The following is a 20,365-nucleotide window of genomic DNA, read 5'->3' as shown; positions in this document are numbered from 1 at the left end:
GTCGCCACGATTATTTGCGGGTAGAACTAAAGGTGTAAGAGCGCACTACGCCTTGTGCGTCGAAACGAATCAGCAAATCCTGGGAATCGTTACCGCCGAACAGGGCATATTTGTAGATCCCGTAAGTCCAGGTAGGCTTACCATCTTCCATGCCGGTGCGCCAAGGCGTGCCGAACATTTCGGTAATATCTTGCTTACGGGTTTGGCCGACCTTGATTTCCGGCACTCGGACGGGGGAAAACTCTTGGCCGACAGTAAAGCAACCGGTCAGTTGCGTCGTCGCAAGGCAGGCGACTAATAGAAGTGAACTAAAGCCAAAAGCGCGTGGTCCGCGTTTTGCAAGAAAATTGTTCATTGGTATTCCCTGATTGAAAAGTTGATTGATATAAACTAGCTGTTAGTGGCTTATCTTAGCCGGTTCCAGCCGCGATTCGAAAATTTTTTAGCCTCCGATAAGATGTCATCATGCCTACCGAAAACCACAATTCAGCCCTCGATAATCTGAACTTCGACAATCGCTTTATCCGCGAGCTGCCTGGTGATCCCGAACCGGATAATTTTCGGCGCCAAGTTTATGCAGCCTGCTATTCCCGGGCCAATCCGACGCCGGCGCAGCAACCCAGATTGGTCGCTTATTCCAGAGAAGTCGCGGAAGATTTGGACTTATCCGCCGAACTGTGCGAATCGGAAGATTTTTGCCAAGTATTCTCCGGCAGCCGGCTAGCAAAAGGCATGGAAGCGTATGCGATGTGCTACGGCGGCCATCAATTCGGCCATTGGGCCGGTCAGCTCGGCGACGGCCGGGCTATCAACTTGGGCGAGGTGGTTAATCAGCGTAAGCAACGCTACACCTTGCAACTAAAAGGCGCGGGCGTGACGCCATATTCCCGCAGCGCCGACGGTTTGGCGGTTCTGCGTTCTTCAATACGCGAGTTTTTGTGCAGCGAAGCCATGCATCATCTCGGTGTGCCGACCACCCGCGCCTTAAGCGTGATACTTACGGGTAAACAGGTGGTGCGTGATATGTTTTACGACGGTAATCCGCAAATGGAACCGGGTGCGGTGGTGTGCCGGGTGGCGCCGTCGTTCGTCCGCTTCGGCAACTTTCAAATATTCACCGCGCGCGATGACATCGATTCGCTGAAAAAACTGGTGGATTACACCATCCGCACCGATTTTCCTGAGCTGGGCGAACCGTCGATACCAGTCTACCTGGATTGGTTTAAAGCCGTGTGCCGCAAGACGGCCGAGATGATCGTGCACTGGCAGCGGGTCGGCTTTGTGCACGGCGTGATGAATACCGACAATATGTCGATCCTGGGCTTAACTATCGATTATGGCCCTTACGGCTGGCTTGAAAATTACGATCCGGACTGGACCCCCAACACCACCGATGCTCAAGGCCGCCGTTACCGCTTCGGCAATCAGGCGAAAATCGCCTATTGGAATTTGGTACAACTCGCCAACGCTCTGTATCCCTTGATTATGCGCGCCGAAAGTTTGCAACAAGCTTTATCGGCTTATACCGACACCTTCGACGCCGGCTGGCAGGCGATGATGGCCGCCAAATTGGGCCTAACAAGGTTCGAGCCCAGCGAAGACGAGACCTTGGTGAACGACTTAACCCAGCTCATGCAAGCCGCTGAAACCGATATGACTTTGTTTTATCGGCAGCTGGCTGACGTCGATGTCAGCGCGGAATCGAATTCGCCGGCGCAATTTTTAGCGCTGTTGCAGCGTACCAGCTACGAGCCGTTGAACGACGACCTCATGGAACAAGCTAGCCGCTGGTTCGCCATTTATCGCCTGCGCAGTCAGCGCGACGGCAGGCTAACACTGGATCGCAGTTCAGCGATGAACGCGGTCAATCCGAAATACGTATTGCGTAATTATCTGGCGCAATTGGCTATTGACCAAGCCGAACAGGGCGATTTTTCTTTAGTCCAGGAGTTACTCGAAGTGCTGCGACGCCCTTACGCCGAACAAGCGGATAAACAGAGTTTTGCCGCTAAACGGCCCGATTGGGCTAAGCAGCGCGCCGGCTGCTCCATGCTGTCCTGCAGCTCCTAACGACTCGTCTCGGCAAATTTCGAACCAAGGTACTATGTCAACTTGTTCAAATTAGCTTATTATTCGGTCACAAAATCACGTTATTTATTTGGAATAAACTTCGGAGCAAAGCATGGCCAAAGAAATCGGCATCGTTAAAATCGCAACTGGCACCGTTACCGCCATTGCCGCCGACGGCAGTAAACGTATTTTGCAGGTCGGCGACCGCGTTTACCCAACCGATCTTTTGACCACTGCCGACGGCAGCACGGTGATGATACAACTTGCCAATGGCTCGTTTATTGATATGGGCGGCAACGACAGCATGCAGCTTGCTGCAGCGCTGCAGGAACAAGGCGAGCCGGCTCAGATCACCCAGAATCCGACACCCGCCGGTCCCAGCGCGGAAGATATTCAGGCGGCCTTACTGGCCGGCGCCGATCCAACCACAATAGCTGAAGCGACTGCCGCTGGCGGTGCGCCGGCAGCAGGAGGCGCGCCTGGGGCAGGTAACGAAGGCCATGTGCCGGTTATCGTCGAATATCTCAACCCTGTAGCACCGGTCACGAATGGTTTCGATACCACCGGTCCCAATGTCGCATTTCCGCCGATTGTGCCGGAAGTTTTGATTTTGAATCCGGAGCAGGCCGCTGCAACCTCCGGCAACCAGCCGCCGATTGCAGGCAATGACAGCGTTACAGGCTTAACACCCGGCAGCAGTGTTACGATCAACGTGCTGGGCAACGACAATGACCCGGATGGCACGCTCAACCCCGCCAGCGTGCAAATCGTCGGCAGTAACGGACCCGGTCAACCACTAGTTGTGCCTGGCCAGGGTATTTGGACTGTCGACACGACTACAGGCTCCATCACTTTTACGCCAACCCCCGGTTTTACCGGCAATCCGACTCTGATCACCTACACCGTCGAGGATGATTTGGGCCTGGAGTCCAATCCCGCCGAAGTCAGCATTGTTTACGTGCCTACTGTCACTGTCAGCGACGTCATCGTGGACGAAAGTGACGCTAGCTTACCCCCTGCCGAGACCGGCGCTCTGCGTATTAACGGCCAAGCACCAACATCGGTTGTCTTGTCGGCCAGTGGGGCAACCTGGGACGCCGCTACGCAAACCCTGACAGCCAGCGACGGTTCTTATCAGGTAGTTGTGAACAATGACAGTTACACCTTTACCTTGCTAAACGCTTTGACCCACATAAACACAGGCGCACCGGAATCGCCGGCTATTGGCTTTACATTTTCCGCGACGTTAACCGATCAGGACGGAAGGGTCGCGAATACGACGTTTAGTGCGAACGTGTTTGATGATGCGCCCTTCGTCAAAAACAGCAACGGGAATTTACAAGATGCCGCAGGTCAAACATTAACGGGCTTGATTGATTACGATCTGGGTTTTGACGGCTTTGGGAGTGCCGGTGGTGTAAATTTGACAAACAATAATGGGGCGTTAACGTCTCGAGCAGATGGTATTTCTTATTTGATTGTCGATAGCAACGGCGACCAGTTACAAGAACTTTATGCTTTTGTCGATAACGGTGCCCTGACGACCACATTTGCCGACCTCAGTGCTGACCGCATGGTATTTTCGCTGCTGCCGACAGTTAACGGCGCCGTAGATGGTGCGTACAAATTGGAATTGCACGATGTTTTGGATTTGCCTGCTGCACCGAGCACCACTCTAGATTTTGGCAGCGCCGCGCTGGCTTTCGGTGCCGGAAAAGTTGCTGTAGGGAATTCTCTGCTTGTTGAGGGCAGCAACCTGTTTATCGACTCAGCAAACAATGACGTCGGTGTGGGTGATAGATTTTTGGATGCATCGGAAGTAATAACCTACAGGTTTGGTACTGTCGGCGGTTTCGATATTACATCTCCGCAATTAGTAAACTCGGTACAACTCAACGAAGCCGATGTTGGTAGTGCTTTGGATGTTTTTAGCTGGACAGCTTATAGGGGGCTAACCCAAGTTGATACTGGAACGGTTGTATTTAGCACGCCTGCTGGAGGTGGGCTTACGGACCCGATTGATGTGGTTGGTGGATACGACAGGCTGGAAATCCAGGTTAATTTTGGCAAGCTCGCGGTGGGAGGCCTGCAATATACCAGCGTAGCGCCACAAAACCTGCAATTACAGTTTGGTTTTAGTGCAACAGATGGTGATGGCGATAGCACCCGCGTTGGTAGCTTTACCGTCGATACCGGCGCATTGCTCAATACTGGCATCAGCAGTGTGCTGCCTGATTTGCAACACCCCGATAGCGTTATTCATTAATCAAGCGCATTTCGCAACAAAAAGCCGGCATAAGCCGGCTTTTTGTTGTCTGGGAACCAGCTTTAATCTGCTTTGCGCTGTTTTCCGTAGCCTACCATACCAATCAGACCAGACAAAAACAGCCATGTTGCGGCCGGCAAAGGTACTGCCGAAGTCGTATACGTAATAGTGGCCTGGACAAAAGGGTTGCTGCCTTGTCCAGCATTCAAGTCCGCGGTCACATCAGGTGACAGTGCCAAGGTGATAAGGATTTTGTTGTCCTGTGTCCAACTCTGCAATAAAGCACCCGGTAGCAGCGTGCTCCGCGACCACTCGACCAAATCGGCGTTTGTAACCGTGCTGTAATTGTTGGCGTCCACAAAGACAGAACTAGAGTTAACGGGTGGAGCAATAGGAGCAAATTTCAGATTGCTGATCACACTTTCGAATGTAACGGCGATGTTCTCAGGATTGGCAGTAGATGCGTTGATCGAGTAATCTCCACGCGCATGGACAGTGAAGCTGCCGGCCACTAAATCCGCCAAAGGCGCATTATCAATAGCGAAAGTAAAAACCTGTCCATCCAGGGTTTGCTGGAACTCAGTGGAGGTAAAGCTGACCAGCCCAGCACTAGCTTCTATGCTTGCCGTAGAAAGAAACAAGGCAACCAAGGGTTTAACTAGTTGATTACGCATAGGGATTTCCTTAAAAATGAGTACTGGCACAAATTTTACGTCATGTCGGCTTGCAAAGCCACCTGTACTTAAGGGCTGAAGCTCATTAAACCCAATGCAATTCTGACCATACAATAACCTTTTGCCTGCTTCGAAAAACTAAACCGCTGCGTTTTTTGGCTACACCCAGGTTTTACCTGGATTCTAGCCGGATTTGCCGGCAGCGGATTACTAAAAAAATATGCTCAAACCAGCCATTTCGGGTATCCTTTTTAAGCTAATCCAACGTTTTCCAAGGTTCCGTAATGACCAACAATACCGATATTGCCGCCAAACACGATATTGATCCTGCTGAAACCCTAGAATGGATGGAGGCACTGCAAGCGGTGATAGAAAAAGAAGGCGGCGACCGCGCCAGTTTTCTGATTGAAACCCTGCTCAGTACCGCCAGACAAGCCGGCATGGACATTCCGTTCTCGGCTAATACGCCTTACATCAACACCATCCCGATAGATAGGCAACCCAAATTTCCCGGCAACACCGACATCGAGCGCACCATCCGCTCTTACGTGCGCTGGAATGCGATGATGATGGTGTTGCGCGCCAACAAATACACCAATGTCGGCGGCCATATCGCCAGTTTCGCTTCCGCCGTCACCTTATACGATGTCGGGCAAAATCATTTCTGGAACGCCCCCTCGGACAAACACGGCGGCGACCTGATTTTCTCGCAAGGTCATTCCGCGCCCGGCACTTATGCTCACGCCTTCTTGCTGGGCCGCTTGAGCGAAGAGCAAATGGACAGCTTTAGACAAGAAGTCGGCGGCAACGGCTTATCGTCTTACCCGCACCCGTGGTTGATGCCGGACTTCTGGCAATTCCCCACCGTATCGATGGGCCTTGGCCCGATCATGGCAATCTACCAAGCCCGCTTCATGCGCTACATGCAAAACCGCGGCTTTGCCAACACCGAAGGCCGTAAAGTCTGGGCCTTCCTGGGCGACGGCGAAACCGACGAACCGGAAACTCTGGGCGCGATCGGCATGGCAGGCCGGGAAAAACTGGATAACCTGATTTTCGTCGTCAACTGCAACCTGCAACGTCTGGACGGTCCGGTACGCGGCAACGGCAAGATTATTCAAGAACTGGAAGCCAACTTCCGCGGCGCCAACTGGAACGTTATCAAAGTGATCTGGGGCCGGCGCTGGGACGCGATTCTGTCCCGCGACAAGGACGGTTTGGTGGTTAAACGCATGATGGAATGCGTGGACGGCGACTACCAAACCTTCAAATCCAAGGACGGCGCCTACGTCCGGGAAAAATTCTTCAACACCCCCGAACTGCAGGAACTCGTCAAGGATTACACCGACCGCGACATCTGGGAATTGAATCGCGGCGGCCACGACCCGATCAAAGTCTTCGCGGCCTTCAACGCGGCGGTCAACCATACCGGCCAACCCACCGTGGTTCTGGCTAAAACCATCAAGGGTTACGGCATGGGCGACTCAGGACAAGCGCAAAACACCAGCCATCAACAAAAGAAGATGAGCATGGAATCGATCAAATACATCCGCGACCGCTATCAATTGCCGGTCAGCGACGAAGAGTTGATCAATCTGCCTTACCTGCGTTTTGCGGAAGACTCTGCGGAACTCAATTACCTGCGCCAACGCCGCGTCGATCTGGGCGGTTATCTGCCGGCTCGCCGCGCCAAGTCCTACCCGCTCGAAGTACCGGCCTTATCCGCTTTCAAAGCGCTATTGGACGGCACCGGCGAAGGTCACGAGATTTCCACCACCATGGCCTTTGTGCGCATTTTGAACATCCTGGTCAAGGACAAACAAATCGGTAAGCGCGTAGTACCGATTGTCCCGGACGAGTCGCGCACTTTTGGTATGGAAGGCATGTTCCGGCAGTTGGGTATCTGGTCTCAAGTCGGCCAGCTCTACACCCCGCAAGACGCCGAGCAACTGATGTTTTACAAGGAAGACAAGCACGGCCAGGTGTTGCAGGAAGGTATCAACGAAGCGGGCGGCCTGTGCGACTGGATTGCAGCCGGTACCGCCTATTCAACCCACGGCGTACCGATGATTCCGTTTTTCATCTATTACTCGATGTTCGGTTTCCAACGGGTCGGCGATCTGATTTGGGCCGCGGCCGACCAACGTACCCGCGGTTTCCTGCTGGGCGGCACCGCCGGCAGAACCACCTTGAACGGCGAAGGTTTGCAGCATGAAGACGGCCACAGCCATCTGATGTCGGCGACCGTGCCAAACTGCTATTCCTACGATCCGACCTTTGCCTGCGAATTAGCAGTGATCATTCAGGACGGTTTGCGCCGGATGTATGTAGAACAGGAGGATATTTTCTATTACATCACCTTGATGAACGAAAACTACGACCAGCCGGCCATGCCCGAAGGCGCGGAAGCCGACATTCTGAAAGGCATGTATTTGTTCAAGAAAGGTCCGAACAGCAAAAAACCGCGCGTGCAATTGCTGGGCTCCGGCACCATCTTTATCGAAGTCATTGAAGCCGCCAAACTGCTGCACGATGATTGGGGCGTGGACGCCGACATCTGGAGCTGCCCAAGCTTTACCGAGCTGGCTCGCGACGGCCAAACCTGCGAGCGCTGGAACCGTTTGCATCCGACCGAAAAGCCGCGCATCACGCATATCGAGCATTGCCTGGATAGCACCAAGGGTCCGATCATCGCCGCTACCGATTACATGCGCGCATTTGCCGAACAAATTCGCCCTTGGGTGAATCGCTCTTACACGGTGTTGGGTACTGACGGTTTCGGCCGCTCGGACACCCGCGCCAAGCTGCGTAGCTTCTTCGAAGTGGACAGATACCACGTTGCCGTTGCCGCCTTGCACAGCCTGGCGCAAGCCGGCGAGTTCGACGCCGCGAAAGTCGAGGTAGCCATTGCTAAATACAACATCAACCCTGACGCAACCGCCCCTTGGTTGATCTAACGGAAAGCGACATATGAGTTCTGTAATTGAAATAAAGGTCCCCGACGTCGGCAATGTCCCTGAAATCGACATCGTCGAGGTGCTGATCAAGCCCGGCGACGTGGTCGCGGTGGAACAAACCCTGGCGGTGATGGAGACCGACAAAGCGACGATGGATTTACCGTCCAGCGCGGCCGGCACCATCAAAACCGTGCATATCAAACCCGGCGATAAAGTCTCCGAAGGCACACTGATCGCTACTCTTGAAGCAGGCGAGGCAGCCGCTGCAGTTCCCGCCGAACCGGCACAGACTGTAACACCTGCCCCAGTTGAACCGAGCCCTGCACCGGTTGCGGAAGCCCCAAAAGTAGAACCTGCCCAACCAGCCGCAGCGCCTGTTGCGCCCGTGGCAAGTAGCAATGAAGGGTTTAAAGCACACGCCACCCCCAGCGTCAGACTGTTTGCCCGCGAATTGGGCGTGGACCTGAGCAAAATCCAAACCGGCAGCGGCCGTAAAGGCCGTATCCTGCAAGACGATGTGAAAAACTTCGTCAAGCAAGTCATGGCCTCCGGAGGTTCGACCAGCGGTGGCGCAGGCATACCGGCCATTCCGGCAGTAGATTTCACCCAATTTGGCGAAATCGAGGAAAAACCGCTCAGCAAAATCAAGCGTCTGACCGGCCAAAACCTGACCCGTGTCTGGTTAAACCTGCCTCTGGTGACCTATCACGACGAAGTGGCCATCGACGCGATGGAAGACTTCCGCAAATCGGTCAACGCTGGCTTAGCGAAGGACGCCGTTAAAGTCACCGGCCTAATCTTCATCATGAAGGCGCTGGTAGCGGCAATGCAAAAATACCCATCCTTCAATAGCTCATTGTCTCCAGACGGCGAAAAACTGATCTTCAAACATTACTTCCATATCGGTATTGCCGTGGATACCCCGAACGGCTTAGTCGTGCCGGTGATTCGCGATGTCGATAAAAAAGGTATTTTCCAATTATCCAACGAGCTAGCCGAAAAAAGCGAACTGGCCAGAACCGGCAAATTGAAACCTGCCGATATGCAAGGCGGCTGTATGACCATCTCCAGCCTGGGCGGCATCGGCGGCACCGCGTTTACGCCCATCGTCAACGCCCCGGAAGTGGCGATTTTGGGCGTCACCCGCTCCAAGGTACAACCGGTGTGGAACGGCAAGGAATTCGAACCGAAACTGATGCTGCCGCTGGACATCACCTACGACCACCGCGTCATAGACGGCGCCGAGGGTGCACGTTTCATGGAAGCATTGAAATCTTATCTGGGCGACATTCGGCGCTTGTTGTTGTAAACGGCAAGGATCAATTTTCTTGGGAGGCCCAGTATGCAAACACTGAATTTAGAGAAACTACCGGATTTTGCCAGGCATGAATTGGAGGATTTTTATCAATTTTTGTTGCAAAAATACGCGGGGCAACAACAAGACCTTAAGGAATCAGCGCCATTAGCGCCTCGCTTGGTTAAACCATTCGAGCCGCTGCCACGCGAAGCGGTGTATGAGCGTTAACTGTTTTGTCGATTCCAACGTCTGGCTTTATGCTTTCATGGATGAGAGTTCGCCCAAACACCAACAAGCTTTAAAGGTTATCGCACAGCCCGGCGTAATGCTTAGCACTCAAGTTGTGAACGAGATCTGCAACAATCTGCTGCGAAAAGCCGGATACACCGAGCAAGAGATTCGACAAACCGTGGATAATTTCCGGCAACGTTATCCGATACATACCGTCACATTGGATGATGTACGCCGGGCCTCCGAATTACGCGAATCGTTCAGTTTGTCCTATTGGGATAGTTTGGTGGTCGCTTCCGCAATAGTAACCGATTGCCGAAGCATTTACTCTGAAGACATGCATAGTGGTTTAAACATAAACGGTTTACAGCTAATCAATCCTTTTATTTAACCCAATCTCCTAAAAATCGGCATTTTAATAGCGAATAGTCAAAGTCATGGCCGAAAATCCTAGCAATCAAGGCGTTTATTTCCTGTCGTTATCGGTGGAAAACGTGCGCTGTTTTGCCGAGAAACAGACACTGGATTTGTCGGATGGCAACGCTAGGCCGGCGCAGTGGACGGTGATTTTGGGGGGAAATGGAACGGGCAAATCTACTTTGCTGGATGCGCTGAATATCAAACAAAGTACACCTTGGCTAGATAAAAATCTTATTAGGTTAAACAACTCGTCCGCTAATACGAATTTACAATTTGGGAAAAGCGATGGCTTGGATTCGGTTGTATCGCAACAACTAGAATACGCCTTTAAACCGTTTATTCGAGGCCAACATATTCGTGAAACGATGCAAGGGCAGAAAAATTTTGATGAAATATTTGACTACCAATCAATATTTTATTATTCCGCCAGCAGAAGGTTAGCTAGGAAATATGAATTTGATTTTGGAGGTGGGGATGTCGAACTACCTATTGATGAACCAGACAATTTAATCAATGCCGAAGAATGGCTACTCCAAACCGATTATATTGCTAATAAACCATCCGAGATTCAGGCGAGTTACCAAGAACGTCTGACGATTATTAAAGACACGCTGATTGCTTTATTACCGGACGTCAGCGATATTCGCATCTCGACACCCAGCGAAAAGTCGCCAAACCCCAGGGTCGAATTCAATCTACCCGACGGCTGGCTGTTGTTATCTCAGCTCAGTCTTGGCTATCAAACCATGACCGCCTGGATGGTCGATCTGGCCGCACAGTTATTCAAGCATTATCCCAATAGCGCCAACCCTATCGCCGAACCTGCGGTGGTATTGATCGACGAAATCGACCTGCATCTGCATCCCAAATGGCAGCGAACGATCATGGCTTATTTGAGCGAACGCTTCGTCAATACTCAGTTTATTGTTACCGCCCATAGCCCCTTAATCGTGCAGGCTGCGGAAAATGCCAATATCGTGGTGCTTAAGCGCGAAGGCGACTCGGTTAAAATTCATCAACATCCGCAAGACGTCAAAGGTTGGCGTATCGACCAGTTATTAACCAGCGACTTGTTCGATTTGCCCAGCGCCCGTTCGCCGCATTATGAAAACCTGTTGAACCAACGCCGGCAGATTTTGAGCCAAGCGCAATTGACCGGTACCGATCAAGCCAAATTGTCTGAACTGGAATGTCAAATAGGAGAACTGCCCACAGCGGAAACCCCCGAAGATATTGACGCGATGAATATTATTCGCCGTGCGGCGGAGCTGTTGAAATAGGTCCGATGATTTTTATCCAGCGCAGCCAGGAACCCGCCGTATTGCAAAACAAGGGTAAAGCTGAACAACAGGCTTTTTGTGAGGCTTATGATGCTGGCAAACGCGAATTTAAATTCGATAGTGCGATTTACGGAAATCCCACCGTTAAAACCGCGTTATTAAAAATGCAGTGTGACAAGTGCTGTTTTTGCGAGTCGAAAATTTCCCATATTAGTTATGGCGATGTGGAGCATTACCGGCCCAAGGGCGGCTACAAACAAGCGGAACAGGACGAATTTCATGCTCCTGGCTATTATTGGTTGCCTTATACTTGGGAAAACTTGTTACTGAGCTGCACCTTATGCAATCAACAATTTAAGAAAAATCTGTTTCCTTTGTTGGACCCGCAGGAGCGAGCACTTAACCACCACGACGACATTACGTTGGAACAGCCACTGTTAATCAACCCTTCCGCCACCGATCCTCGGCAATATATCGGCTTTCGGCAAGAGATTCCCTATGCGATTGACGGCAATATCTACGGCAAAGCAACGATTGCTGTTGTGGGATTAGATAGAGAAGCGTTGAATGAAAAGCGGCGTAGCCACCTTGCGTTGATTAATCAATTAATTGCGGTGATAAAACTTGCGAACAAGCAACTCGAAAACACTGAACTTCAATCGGTAGCCGCGCAAGCAAAACAAATAATTGCCGAAGCGATATTACCAACGGCGGAATATTCGGCCATGATAAATGCACAATTACCGGCATTACACTGACGGCTTAAGCCTGCCGGACGATTTTGAATTGATAAAATAACCTAAATAGACATCCTCACTGGAGACAAATCCTATGACTAATTCCGTTACACACGCCGAAGTTTTGGTTCTGGGCGGCGGCCCCGGCGGTTACACGGCCGCATTTCGCGCTGCCGATCTGGGCAAACAAGTGGTGCTGGTCGAACGCTATCCTGTGTTAGGCGGCGTTTGTCTGAACGTTGGCTGCATCCCGTCCAAGGCCTTGCTGCACACTGCGCAAATCATCCACGAAGCCGAGGCGATGGCGGAACACGGCGTCAGTTTCGGCAAGCCAAACATTGACTTGGACCAAATTCGTGCCTGGAAACAAAGCGTCAGCCAAAGCCTGAATCAAGGCTTGGGCAAACTGGCCAAGCAACGTAAAGTCACTGTAATCCATGGCGTGGGTAAATTTGCCACCGCCAACAGCTTAACGGTGACCAGCGAGGCCGGCGTGCAAACCGTCACCTTCGACAATGCCATCATCGCCGCCGGCTCGCAGCCAACTAAAATCCCCAGCTTTCCGCATGACGATCCTCGCGTTTGGGATTCCACCGACGCACTGGAACTGAAATCGGTACCGGAAAAACTATTGATCGTCGGCGGCGGTATTATCGGCCTGGAAATGGCGACTGTTTACCATGCGCTGGGTTCGAAAATCAGTGTCGTGGAATTGATGGATCAGATTATCCCCGGCTGCGACAAAGACTTGGTCACGCCACTGCAACGCAAAATCAAAAAGCAGTACGAGAATCTGTGGCTACAAACCAGCGTTAAGGCGATGGAAGCTACCGATGCCGGCATTAAAGTCACGATGGAAGGCAAAGGCGCACCGGAATCCGAAGTGTTCGATGCGGTCTTAGTGGCGGTGGGCCGCCGGCCGAACGGTAAATTGATCGACGCCGATAAGGCGGGCGTCAATGTAGACGAGCGTGGCTTCATCCCGGTGGACAAGCAAGGCCGTACCAACGTCAGCAATATTTTTGCGATCGGCGACATCGTCGGCAATCCAATGCTGGCCCACAAAGCCACGCACGAAGGCAAAATCGCCGCCGAAGTCATTGCCGGGCACAAAGCCGGTTTCGACGCACTAACCATTCCTTCGGTCGCTTACACCGATCCGGAAGTAGCTTGGATGGGCCTAACCGAAACCCAGGCGCAGCAGCAAGGCGTGGAATTCAACAAAGCCGTATTCCCATGGGCCGCCAGTGGCCGCTCTTTGGCACTGGGCCGCAGCGAAGGTATTACTAAAATCCTGACCGACAAAACCACCGGCCGTATTCTCGGCGCCGGCTTTACCGGCCCCGGTGCCGGAGAATTAGTGGCAGAAGCCGTGCTGGCTTTGGAAATGGGCGCGGACGCTACCGACATCAGCCTCAGCATCCATCCGCATCCAACTTTATCGGAAACCTTTGCGTTTGCAGCGGAAATGATAGAGGGAACGATTACCGACCTGTATGTAAAGAAATAGTGCTTATTTTGCTAAACGCAAAATTCGTGAGTGAGTTAAACGTCAGCCTGCCATTTTTTGGTGAGAACGCCGACATCATATAGAAGGAACAGCGAGTGGAAAAATTTGTCTTTGGGGCTGGCGAAGATGACAGAAAAAGGTTGCTGAATTTCGTTGATGCTCTGCAGCAGTTTTTAGAGAAGGTGATAAATAACGGCGAGTATTTTCAGCCGAAATTTCGCGACGATTATAAAAAAGCCTGGATTGAGCTTAACCCAAACTTTTCGGCGCTAAAAGACGGCTTGCAACGTGCGGAAACCCACACCTTGTTAGCGCAAGGCTTATTGGGAACCCAGCTAAATCTAAAGCTCGCCGTCATCAATCATTTTTTAGGCGAATTTTTGCTGTACGGAATAGAAATTATCGGCGGCCACAAACTGCTTGAAAGACTTTTGGGTGTTGTCAGCAAATTACTGGCAAACATGGCAACCGCAGTGGGCACCGGCTTAGCCATTCAGAGCTTCGTAGATTTTCTTGTTGCCATGATCAAGGAAGACAGCTAGTGATTGTTCGCTTAGGCAATGCCTAAGCGAACGAAACCCGAACCACTAAAACGCTATTCAAGCGGCTTTCTTAACTTCTACGCCTCTAGCCAACAAGCCATCTCGACCTTTCTCCGCCAAAGCCAGGATTTGATAAGCCAAATCTTCGGCGATATTCAATTGCTTTAAAGAGGCGGCCAAATGCTCCATCACGATGTCGTAATGGAAATCGTCAGGACCGAGCTTGATCAAAAAACTATGAGCCGGCGTTAACAACGTGATGCTTCTAATCTCTTGCCCGCCAACGATATCCAGCAGGAAGGCAAAATCGTTGCCGGTAACCAAACTCGGTTTGGCGTTGGTGCGGGCAAACGCTGCCGTAAAATACCCATCCAATGCCTCTAATACTCTATCATCGTCACTATTTAAGCTATTGAAGTAAGCTTTCAAATAGGCTTTTAGCGCATCAGCCTGCTCAGCAGCCGGGCGGGTAAAGAAGAAGCGGTTAATCCGATAGTCGTCCAGCATTTTTGCATAAAACACATCGACTATTTTACCCATCAGGACGTGGTCGCTGAGAGCTGCGCGCAAGGCATGGATCTGAGGTGCTACAGTTGCGTTCATATTTTTCTCCGGATGATAGTTTTAATAGACATCCCGAGCTTTCCAGTCACGGTGTTTTTGTCAACCTTTTAACCGGATTAACGCTATACAAAAGCCATACACGCAACTTTACAAATACTAACCATCTGACAAAGCGCCTAAAGCCCAAACGGCACTATTTTTTCGGCACATAGCCTTCCGGCAACTCGAAACCACCGGCAAACAAAAATTTCTCGCGCTCGGCTTCCAATATTTTTTTCGCAGCCGGATCGAAACTGGACAGCCGCTGCTCGTTAATTATCATGGTTTGCATCGCTAACCAGTCCTTCCAGGCCTGTTTCGACACATGCTCGAAAATGCGTTGGCCGTTGACACCCGGAAACGGTGGCGCATCCAGACCCTCAGCCTCAACGCCCAGTTTTACGCATGTAATCATTCTCGTCATTTTGATCCTCTGTGACATGTTGTTGCAGCAGACGCTTGATCGGCGCCGGCAAACCTAAAGTAGTAATCTCGGCGGTTTTATACCAAACCGCCCGCTCGCCTTCCATCACATTGTTTATGGGGTTTTCCAACTTTGCCAGGATCGGTGTGTAGTCCAGATGATAATGCGAGAAACTGTGGCGCTGGTCTGGTAAAGTCTGCAAAGCATGCATTTGGTAATGGCGTTGCAGACACCAATCTTGCAAAGCCTGCGGATCGTCAAATTCCGGCAGACTCCATAGCCCACCCCAAATGCCGGTCGGTGGCCGCCTTTCCAATAAAACCCGGTTTTCCTTGTCTAGTAACAGCAAAAAATATAGTTGTTTGACCGGTACGTCCTTGCGAGGCTTGGGGCCTGGTAACTGTTTTACTAAGGCCAACTGCCTAGCCTGACAGCCTTCTGCAACGGGGCAGATCTCGCATAGCGGCTTACTGCGGGTGCAGAGCGTAGCGCCCAAATCCATCATTGCCTGGGTGTAGTCGCCGGTTCTTTGCGTCGGCGTATAGCGCTGACTAATTTGCCAAAGCTGCGCAGCCACTTTATTGTCACCTGGCCAGCCATGCACGGCATGAAACCGCGCCAACACGCGCTTGACGTTGCCGTCCAATATGGGCTGGCTTTGCCCGCAAGCGATGCTGAGTATCGCCCCCGCAGTGGAGCGGCCGATGCCGGGCAAGGCACTTAGCTCTGCGACGGTTTGCGGGAATACGCCGGCATTGCCGGCAACGATTTGCGCGGTTTTGTACAGATTTCTGGCGCGCGCATAATAGCCAAGCCCGGACCAGTGCTGTAAGACTTCGTCCAGTTCTGCGCTTGCCAGGCTTTGCACCGTCGGAAACCTGGCGACGAAGCGATTGAAATATGCAATCACGCTGACTACTTGCGTTTGCTGCAACATAATCTCCGACACCCACACTCGATAAGGATTAATGTCCCGTTGCCATGGCAAATCCTTACGGCCATGATTATCAAACCAGCTAAAGAGTTTTTGTTGGAATTGTTCGGGGGACATGATGCCGTTTGGGAGAAGGGAAAAAATCAATTACGCATTGCCTCTGAATAGTACCGTAAAGGATTTAGATAAGGCAAAAAACCGGTTTTCGTCTGTGGTCTCTGAGCCGGAAACAGCCAGACAGTGTTTGAACTTCTAAAGTTTAGCACTGAGGGTTATCCGCTTTTTTGTGTGATATTCTCTACCTAAGGAATCACGCCCATTCAACGAGCTAATGATTGATTCAAATGCAGTCCCCTACAAACAGGAGTTGCAATGCTTATGTTTTCTTTGATTTCCTCATCAAGCAATGCATGGCAGCGGGCCGCCCAGCTATTCATTACGATTGCCAGCATTCTGACAATAGGCAAATTAATTACGCTAGTACCGGTAATGACGGAATTGGAAGTGGCCGGCGTATTCAAGGCCGCGGCCGTAGTCTGGTTTTTTGCCAGGCTGGCAGCATTAATCTTGTTTTATTTTTTTGCCGGCTACGTGATAGAGGCCATTCCCAACAGCGGCGGTGCGTTGTCATTTGCCAAAGGTATCGCCGAGCCGCTAACCGCACTGTTGATTTTGATTACCGTACAGGCATTGTTTTGGGAGTTATTGGCGCCGTTCGTCGATAGCTTGGGTAGAACGATTTACCATAGTAGCGCGATCATTCTGATTGTAAGCGTCAGCATTTGGTTTGTGTTCAGGGCCTATAGCCATGCTACTTACCTGATCGATACCGTTGCCAAGCTGGTTAAAATGTTATCAAGGCTTCTCCCCCAGCAAAACCCGGCCTGTCAGCAATGCGGCGCCGACATTACCGCAAATACTCATTTTTGTAATGCCTGCGGACATAAAACCCAATCATCCAATACATGTCCCGCATGCGAAGCGAAGGTTTCGGTTGATCAACAATATTGCCAAAATTGCGGATCTAAGCTTGGCAGTACAATAGTTTCGGACAGCTGAGGAAGCTAGATCTACAGCTGAAGTCGCGTTGCTAATTCAATAGCTTAACCACACTGCAAAAACCGCCGTTGAGTTGATAGGCTCCAAGCCGCCATGGTCAGCACAATTGGCGGCTACCTGTTCCAACTTATTGCATACCAAAGGCAATAGCCTTATGAACCAGCCCGCACTAGCGGCAAGGCTGGTACCAAATTAAATTTGCCAGCTTTTTGAGTTTTGGCAGATCACTCGGAAAGGCGCTTGGCTACTCGCTGATAAGCTTCCTTCAACTCCTCTCCAACGATTTTAGCCTTGGCGATGTACTCTTCGGAAGTCTCTATCGATTCGTCGGCAATTTCAGCGGCTTTACTTTTAATCTGCAACCACTGTTTTTCCGCTTCTGCAAATTCATCCTTGGCATCCATTGAAGCCAGATGCAACTTCAGTTGCAGTTCCTCGCGAACCGAATCCAGATTAACGAGCAAACTTTCAAATTCGTTTTTTAACGACATGCCCCACCTCTTTACTTGATTAAAATTACAAAGACTTTGGACCATTGCGGACAACTAAAGTTTAGTCTGCTGAATGCTTTGCTAGAAGCTTTTAAAAGCAATCCAGTACGTTGAAATGAAACGGTGGGAAGAACGAAAGTGGAAACCGCGTTTGATTTCCACTCTATCTAACAAAAAAGCCGTAGGTACCAATTGGCAACTACGGCTTAATCTTTAAACGATGGTTACTTCTTCGGCTTGTGGGCCTTTAGGGCCGCGGCCCAATTTGAACTGTACATGCTGACCTTCGTCCAGCGTTCTGTAGCTGTTGTTTGGGTTCAGAATGTTTTTGAAATGTACGAAAACGTCAGGGCCTTGTTTTTGTTCGATAAAGCCGAAGCCTTTGTCTGCGTTAAACCATTTTACGACGCCAGTTGTCATTGTAGACATAATAAGTCCTATTAAAATTTAGATAATGCCCTAGCTAAAGTAAGGCGGGTCACGCTGGTAAATGTGGAAATTACTTAATGAAAAACTAGGACGAAGGACTACTGAAGAGACATCGAGCTGGTAGACAAAGGGTAAATCGTATTTTCTAGCTGGCTTGCATTCTAGGCTGATTCGACTGATTGTCAATTTAAATCGTAAAATCCAATATTTAGATACTTCAGGACTTATCTTCGCTATTCGGCAATTTGCGGGATTCCTCATGCTCAGCATAAACCTTTAACTACCAATGAATGCTTCATTAAAGCGATGCATCAGACGGCAATATTTGTTTGATGTTGGCGCGGCGATTTTGTTTTTCGGGGCGCTAACCCAGCAAGCTGAATTAAGACAAGCCGCGACTATTGCCGTTAGTGAACTAGCGGCGCAAGGCTACAAGATACCTAGCGAGGACGATCCGGTGCGGGTGTTTCCCGCGTTGACCAGTGGAGCGTTCAGCGGCCGCCATGCCGGCGGCTGGCGGCCCGGCAGTATTTATCTGCGGCAACAACCGCAAGGCGGGCTGAGCGAGGCGGTATATCTGCGTCACGAACTATTTCACGAAGCCAGTCATCGCAGCTGTGGCGGCCGCTTACCGGCTTGGGCTGAAGAAGCGGGGGCGATGTATTTTAGCGGCGAATTGGCGAGCCTAGCACCTGGAGACTGGCCCGGATCGCTTGAACTGCAACGCATCAAAAACCGGGTTAGGCAAGGCGCCGAGTTAGATAGCAATGACCGCGAGGCATTGGCCCGAATCTTGGTCAATACCGGCTGGCCGAACGAACCGTGTGCCGTGTCGGCAAAATTAAATGAAATGCTTGGTCAGGCATTTGATGATGCGGGGGATAGCTCCTTTCTGTTGATGAGCCTGCTGTCCGGGCGGATATTGGTAAGCGGCGGCGACCAAGTCAGCCGCTTACCCCCGGGTTCCTTGTTGAAAATTCCCTATGCGGCGGCATTGGCGCAAGCCGATCCGGATTTGCTAGGTACAGAACTGGCGGCGAGCGATACCGAAAAGCTTTTGCGGCGCCGCGAGCAATTTCAAGGCGAACGCTATCGTCTGTTATTGTCGCCCATTAAAGACCAAAAACTTCCGGCGCAAACTGAACCATCGGACCTGCAGACCTGGCGATCTTACCTGGGCGAACGTAACGCCGACGGCGATTTTGCTTTACAGACCAACTTGCCCGAACTGGCACTAACAATGCGGGCGGCCTTGCTATCGAAGCCGGAATATTTTCGCGGCCTGAGTCAAAACGGTATCCTGCCCAACTCCACCTTGGCGGGGCAACGCGAAACCGATAAAAAATTGTTGCGCCAACTTCAAGTTCTAGCAAAAACCGGCACGGTATCGACTGTTGACGGCCACCCCTTGGCAGGCCACTTAATGCTAGCCTGGCCAGCTACGCACCCGGTGTTTCTGGCGATATTTCGGCAACGCGGCGTCAGTGGCGCAGCAATATTAAGCAAAGCTGCCGCCTTGCTGAGCACTTGGCAACACGACTATCCCAGCCGCTTTGCGGCAGTTAGGGTTAGTTTGTTAACGCCTACCGATCCAGATAGCTGGAGTGCGGAGCCGGACTGTCCGTTAGTGGCTAACCAACACGGGCGCTTTACGGTTTGCGGGCAAATCAGGATCGTTTCCAGCGCACGTGGCAGCCGATCCGAGCGGGTGGTGAAAGGTGTTCTACGACAAACTGATGAACACGGAGTAACCGTGCTGGAAACTGATCTCGACAGCTATGTCGATGGCGTATTGGCTGCCGAGGCCCAAAATTTAGCAGGCAGTGCACGCGAAGCGATGCGGGCTGTGATTGCCTGGAACGGCAGTCACGGCAGCCATAGGCACAATGAATCCAGCTCACTTTGCGACACCACGCATTGCATGGTCTATCTCGGCGAGTTGCCTGAGGACAAGCCGCGACGCAGCAGCCACACCGATATTGCGTTACTGACGCTTTTGGACCAACTGGCGGCCAAATCCGGATTGAACTGGTTACCGTTTGCCAACGGCGGTGATCAGCACTGGCAACGGCAGCTCTCAAGCGCGGAGCTAAGCCGGGCATTTGCGGAAAATCAAATTCTGGATATTCGCCGCGAACGGCGCAAGGACGGCGAGTTGTTTATCCGGCTATTTTATCCGACCAGCGAAGAGTTGCTCAGTTGCGAGATTTTTCGTAATACCCTGAAGCTACCTTCTTGCCCTGATTCGGTAACAGCTGCCGATGGTCAGACCTGGCAATTTGCAGGCATAGGCGCCGGACACGGCCTGGGCTTATCCATCGACAGAGCTCAGGCTTTGGCGGAGGGCGGTCGAACTGCGGAGCAGATTTTACGGGATGCTTACGGGCAGAGCCGTTAGATCAGGCGCTTCAGCCAGACCTAACGTATTATGCCGCCGGGTT

The 20,365-nt window shown here is 51.4% G+C and carries 19 protein-coding genes; 12 read left to right on the top strand and 7 right to left on the bottom strand.

What is annotated here, in order from left to right; translation table 11 throughout:
- Window positions 1-10 precede the first annotated feature (10 nt).
- Window positions 11-355, bottom strand: coding sequence for an outer membrane protein assembly factor BamE (gene bamE / locus CWO84_RS16645; RefSeq protein WP_033158240.1), 345 nt, complete (start codon window positions 353-355; stop codon window positions 11-13).
- 110 nt (window positions 356-465) lie between these two features.
- Here bamE and CWO84_RS16640 point away from each other — a divergent pair, with 110 nt between their 5' ends.
- Both CWO84_RS16640 and CWO84_RS16635 read left to right on the top strand, forming a co-directional pair.
- Complete coding sequence (locus tag CWO84_RS16640; protein ID WP_033158241.1) at window positions 466-2,070, top strand: protein adenylyltransferase SelO; 1,605 nt, start codon at window positions 466-468, stop codon at window positions 2,068-2,070.
- Window positions 2,071-2,182: 112 nt separating this feature from the next.
- Window positions 2,183-4,336 carry a retention module-containing protein gene (locus tag CWO84_RS16635; RefSeq protein ID WP_033158242.1) on the top strand — a complete coding sequence of 718 codons (2,154 nt, stop codon included), beginning with the start codon at window positions 2,183-2,185 and terminating at the stop codon, window positions 4,334-4,336.
- Window positions 4,337-4,398: 62 nt separating this feature from the next.
- Here the strand turns inward: CWO84_RS16635 and CWO84_RS24720 are convergent, their stop codons facing one another.
- Window positions 4,399-5,010, bottom strand: a complete 612-nt coding sequence (locus tag CWO84_RS24720; protein ID WP_033158243.1) for a VPLPA-CTERM sorting domain-containing protein — start codon at window positions 5,008-5,010, stop codon at window positions 4,399-4,401.
- A 284-nt stretch (window positions 5,011-5,294) separates the two neighbouring features.
- Between CWO84_RS24720 and aceE the strand changes: the two genes are divergently transcribed.
- The 8 genes from aceE to CWO84_RS16590 all read left to right on the top strand — a co-directional run bounded on the left by aceE (window position 5,295) and on the right by CWO84_RS16590 (window position 13,984).
- On the top strand, window positions 5,295-7,967 hold the full coding sequence (gene aceE, locus CWO84_RS16625) for a pyruvate dehydrogenase (acetyl-transferring), homodimeric type (RefSeq protein ID WP_033158244.1): 2,673 nt from the start codon (window positions 5,295-5,297) through the stop codon (window positions 7,965-7,967).
- Window positions 7,968-7,980: 13 nt separating this feature from the next.
- Window positions 7,981-9,276 carry a 2-oxo acid dehydrogenase subunit E2 gene (locus CWO84_RS16620; RefSeq protein ID WP_033158245.1) on the top strand — a complete coding sequence of 432 codons (1,296 nt, stop codon included), beginning with the start codon at window positions 7,981-7,983 and terminating at the stop codon, window positions 9,274-9,276.
- Window positions 9,277-9,309: 33 nt separating this feature from the next.
- Window positions 9,310-9,492, top strand: a complete 183-nt coding sequence (locus tag CWO84_RS16615) for a hypothetical protein (protein ID WP_033158246.1) — start codon at window positions 9,310-9,312, stop codon at window positions 9,490-9,492.
- Window positions 9,482-9,886, top strand: coding sequence for a PIN domain-containing protein (locus CWO84_RS16610; protein WP_033158247.1), 405 nt, complete (start codon window positions 9,482-9,484; stop codon window positions 9,884-9,886). Before CWO84_RS16615 ends, CWO84_RS16610 begins: the two co-directional genes overlap by 11 nt.
- Window positions 9,887-9,932: 46 nt before the next feature.
- Window positions 9,933-11,195, top strand: coding sequence for an AAA family ATPase (locus tag CWO84_RS16605; protein ID WP_033158248.1), 1,263 nt, complete (start codon window positions 9,933-9,935; stop codon window positions 11,193-11,195).
- Window positions 11,196-11,200: 5 nt separating this feature from the next.
- Window positions 11,201-11,953 (top strand): hypothetical protein, encoded by a 753-nt coding sequence (locus tag CWO84_RS16600; RefSeq protein ID WP_051670268.1) that lies wholly within the window; start codon window positions 11,201-11,203, stop codon window positions 11,951-11,953.
- Between the two features lie 73 nt (window positions 11,954-12,026).
- On the top strand, window positions 12,027-13,442 hold the full coding sequence (gene lpdA, locus CWO84_RS16595; RefSeq protein ID WP_033158249.1) for a dihydrolipoyl dehydrogenase: 1,416 nt from the start codon (window positions 12,027-12,029) through the stop codon (window positions 13,440-13,442).
- A 95-nt stretch (window positions 13,443-13,537) separates the two neighbouring features.
- On the top strand, window positions 13,538-13,984 hold the full coding sequence (locus tag CWO84_RS16590; RefSeq protein ID WP_033158250.1) for a hypothetical protein: 447 nt from the start codon (window positions 13,538-13,540) through the stop codon (window positions 13,982-13,984).
- A 57-nt stretch (window positions 13,985-14,041) separates the two neighbouring features.
- Here CWO84_RS16590 and CWO84_RS16585 read toward each other — a convergent pair whose 3' ends face one another.
- From CWO84_RS16585 to mutY, 3 genes are all read right to left on the bottom strand, one after another.
- Window positions 14,042-14,587, bottom strand: a complete 546-nt coding sequence (locus CWO84_RS16585; RefSeq protein ID WP_101053919.1) for a hypothetical protein — start codon at window positions 14,585-14,587, stop codon at window positions 14,042-14,044.
- Between the two features lie 154 nt (window positions 14,588-14,741).
- Window positions 14,742-15,011: an oxidative damage protection protein gene (locus CWO84_RS16580; protein WP_033158252.1), complete on the bottom strand. Its 270-nt coding sequence runs from the start codon at window positions 15,009-15,011 to the stop codon at window positions 14,742-14,744.
- Complete coding sequence (gene mutY / locus CWO84_RS16575) at window positions 14,974-16,062, bottom strand: A/G-specific adenine glycosylase (protein WP_033158253.1); 1,089 nt, start codon at window positions 16,060-16,062, stop codon at window positions 14,974-14,976. Before mutY ends, CWO84_RS16580 begins: the two co-directional genes overlap by 38 nt.
- Before the next feature lie 255 nt (window positions 16,063-16,317).
- On the opposite strand from mutY, the gene CWO84_RS16570 reads away from it, so the two are divergent.
- Complete coding sequence (locus tag CWO84_RS16570; RefSeq protein WP_084153389.1) at window positions 16,318-17,004, top strand: zinc ribbon domain-containing protein; 687 nt, start codon at window positions 16,318-16,320, stop codon at window positions 17,002-17,004.
- A 224-nt stretch (window positions 17,005-17,228) separates the two neighbouring features.
- On the opposite strand, the gene CWO84_RS16565 is transcribed toward CWO84_RS16570, so the two are convergent.
- Both CWO84_RS16565 and CWO84_RS16560 read right to left on the bottom strand, forming a co-directional pair.
- Window positions 17,229-17,495 (bottom strand): hypothetical protein, encoded by a 267-nt coding sequence (locus CWO84_RS16565; RefSeq protein WP_020484270.1) that lies wholly within the window; start codon window positions 17,493-17,495, stop codon window positions 17,229-17,231.
- Window positions 17,496-17,708: 213 nt separating this feature from the next.
- The gene (locus CWO84_RS16560) at window positions 17,709-17,915 is read right to left on the bottom strand and encodes a cold shock domain-containing protein (protein ID WP_033158255.1); all 207 of its coding nucleotides are present in this window, start codon (window positions 17,913-17,915) and stop codon (window positions 17,709-17,711) included.
- Window positions 17,916-18,210: 295 nt separating this feature from the next.
- Between CWO84_RS16560 and CWO84_RS16555 the strand changes: the two genes are divergently transcribed.
- The gene (locus CWO84_RS16555; protein WP_101053916.1) at window positions 18,211-20,322 is read left to right on the top strand and encodes a hypothetical protein; all 2,112 of its coding nucleotides are present in this window, start codon (window positions 18,211-18,213) and stop codon (window positions 20,320-20,322) included.
- Window positions 20,323-20,365: the final 43 nt, after the last annotated feature.

The sequence above is a fragment of the Methylomonas sp. Kb3 genome (genome assembly GCF_002834115.1).
In the GTDB taxonomy this organism is placed as follows: domain Bacteria; phylum Pseudomonadota; class Gammaproteobacteria; order Methylococcales; family Methylomonadaceae; genus Methylomonas; species Methylomonas defluvii.
The sequence above is the reverse complement of the archived record's forward strand: the minus strand, read 5'-3'. Positions and strand labels throughout refer to the sequence as shown.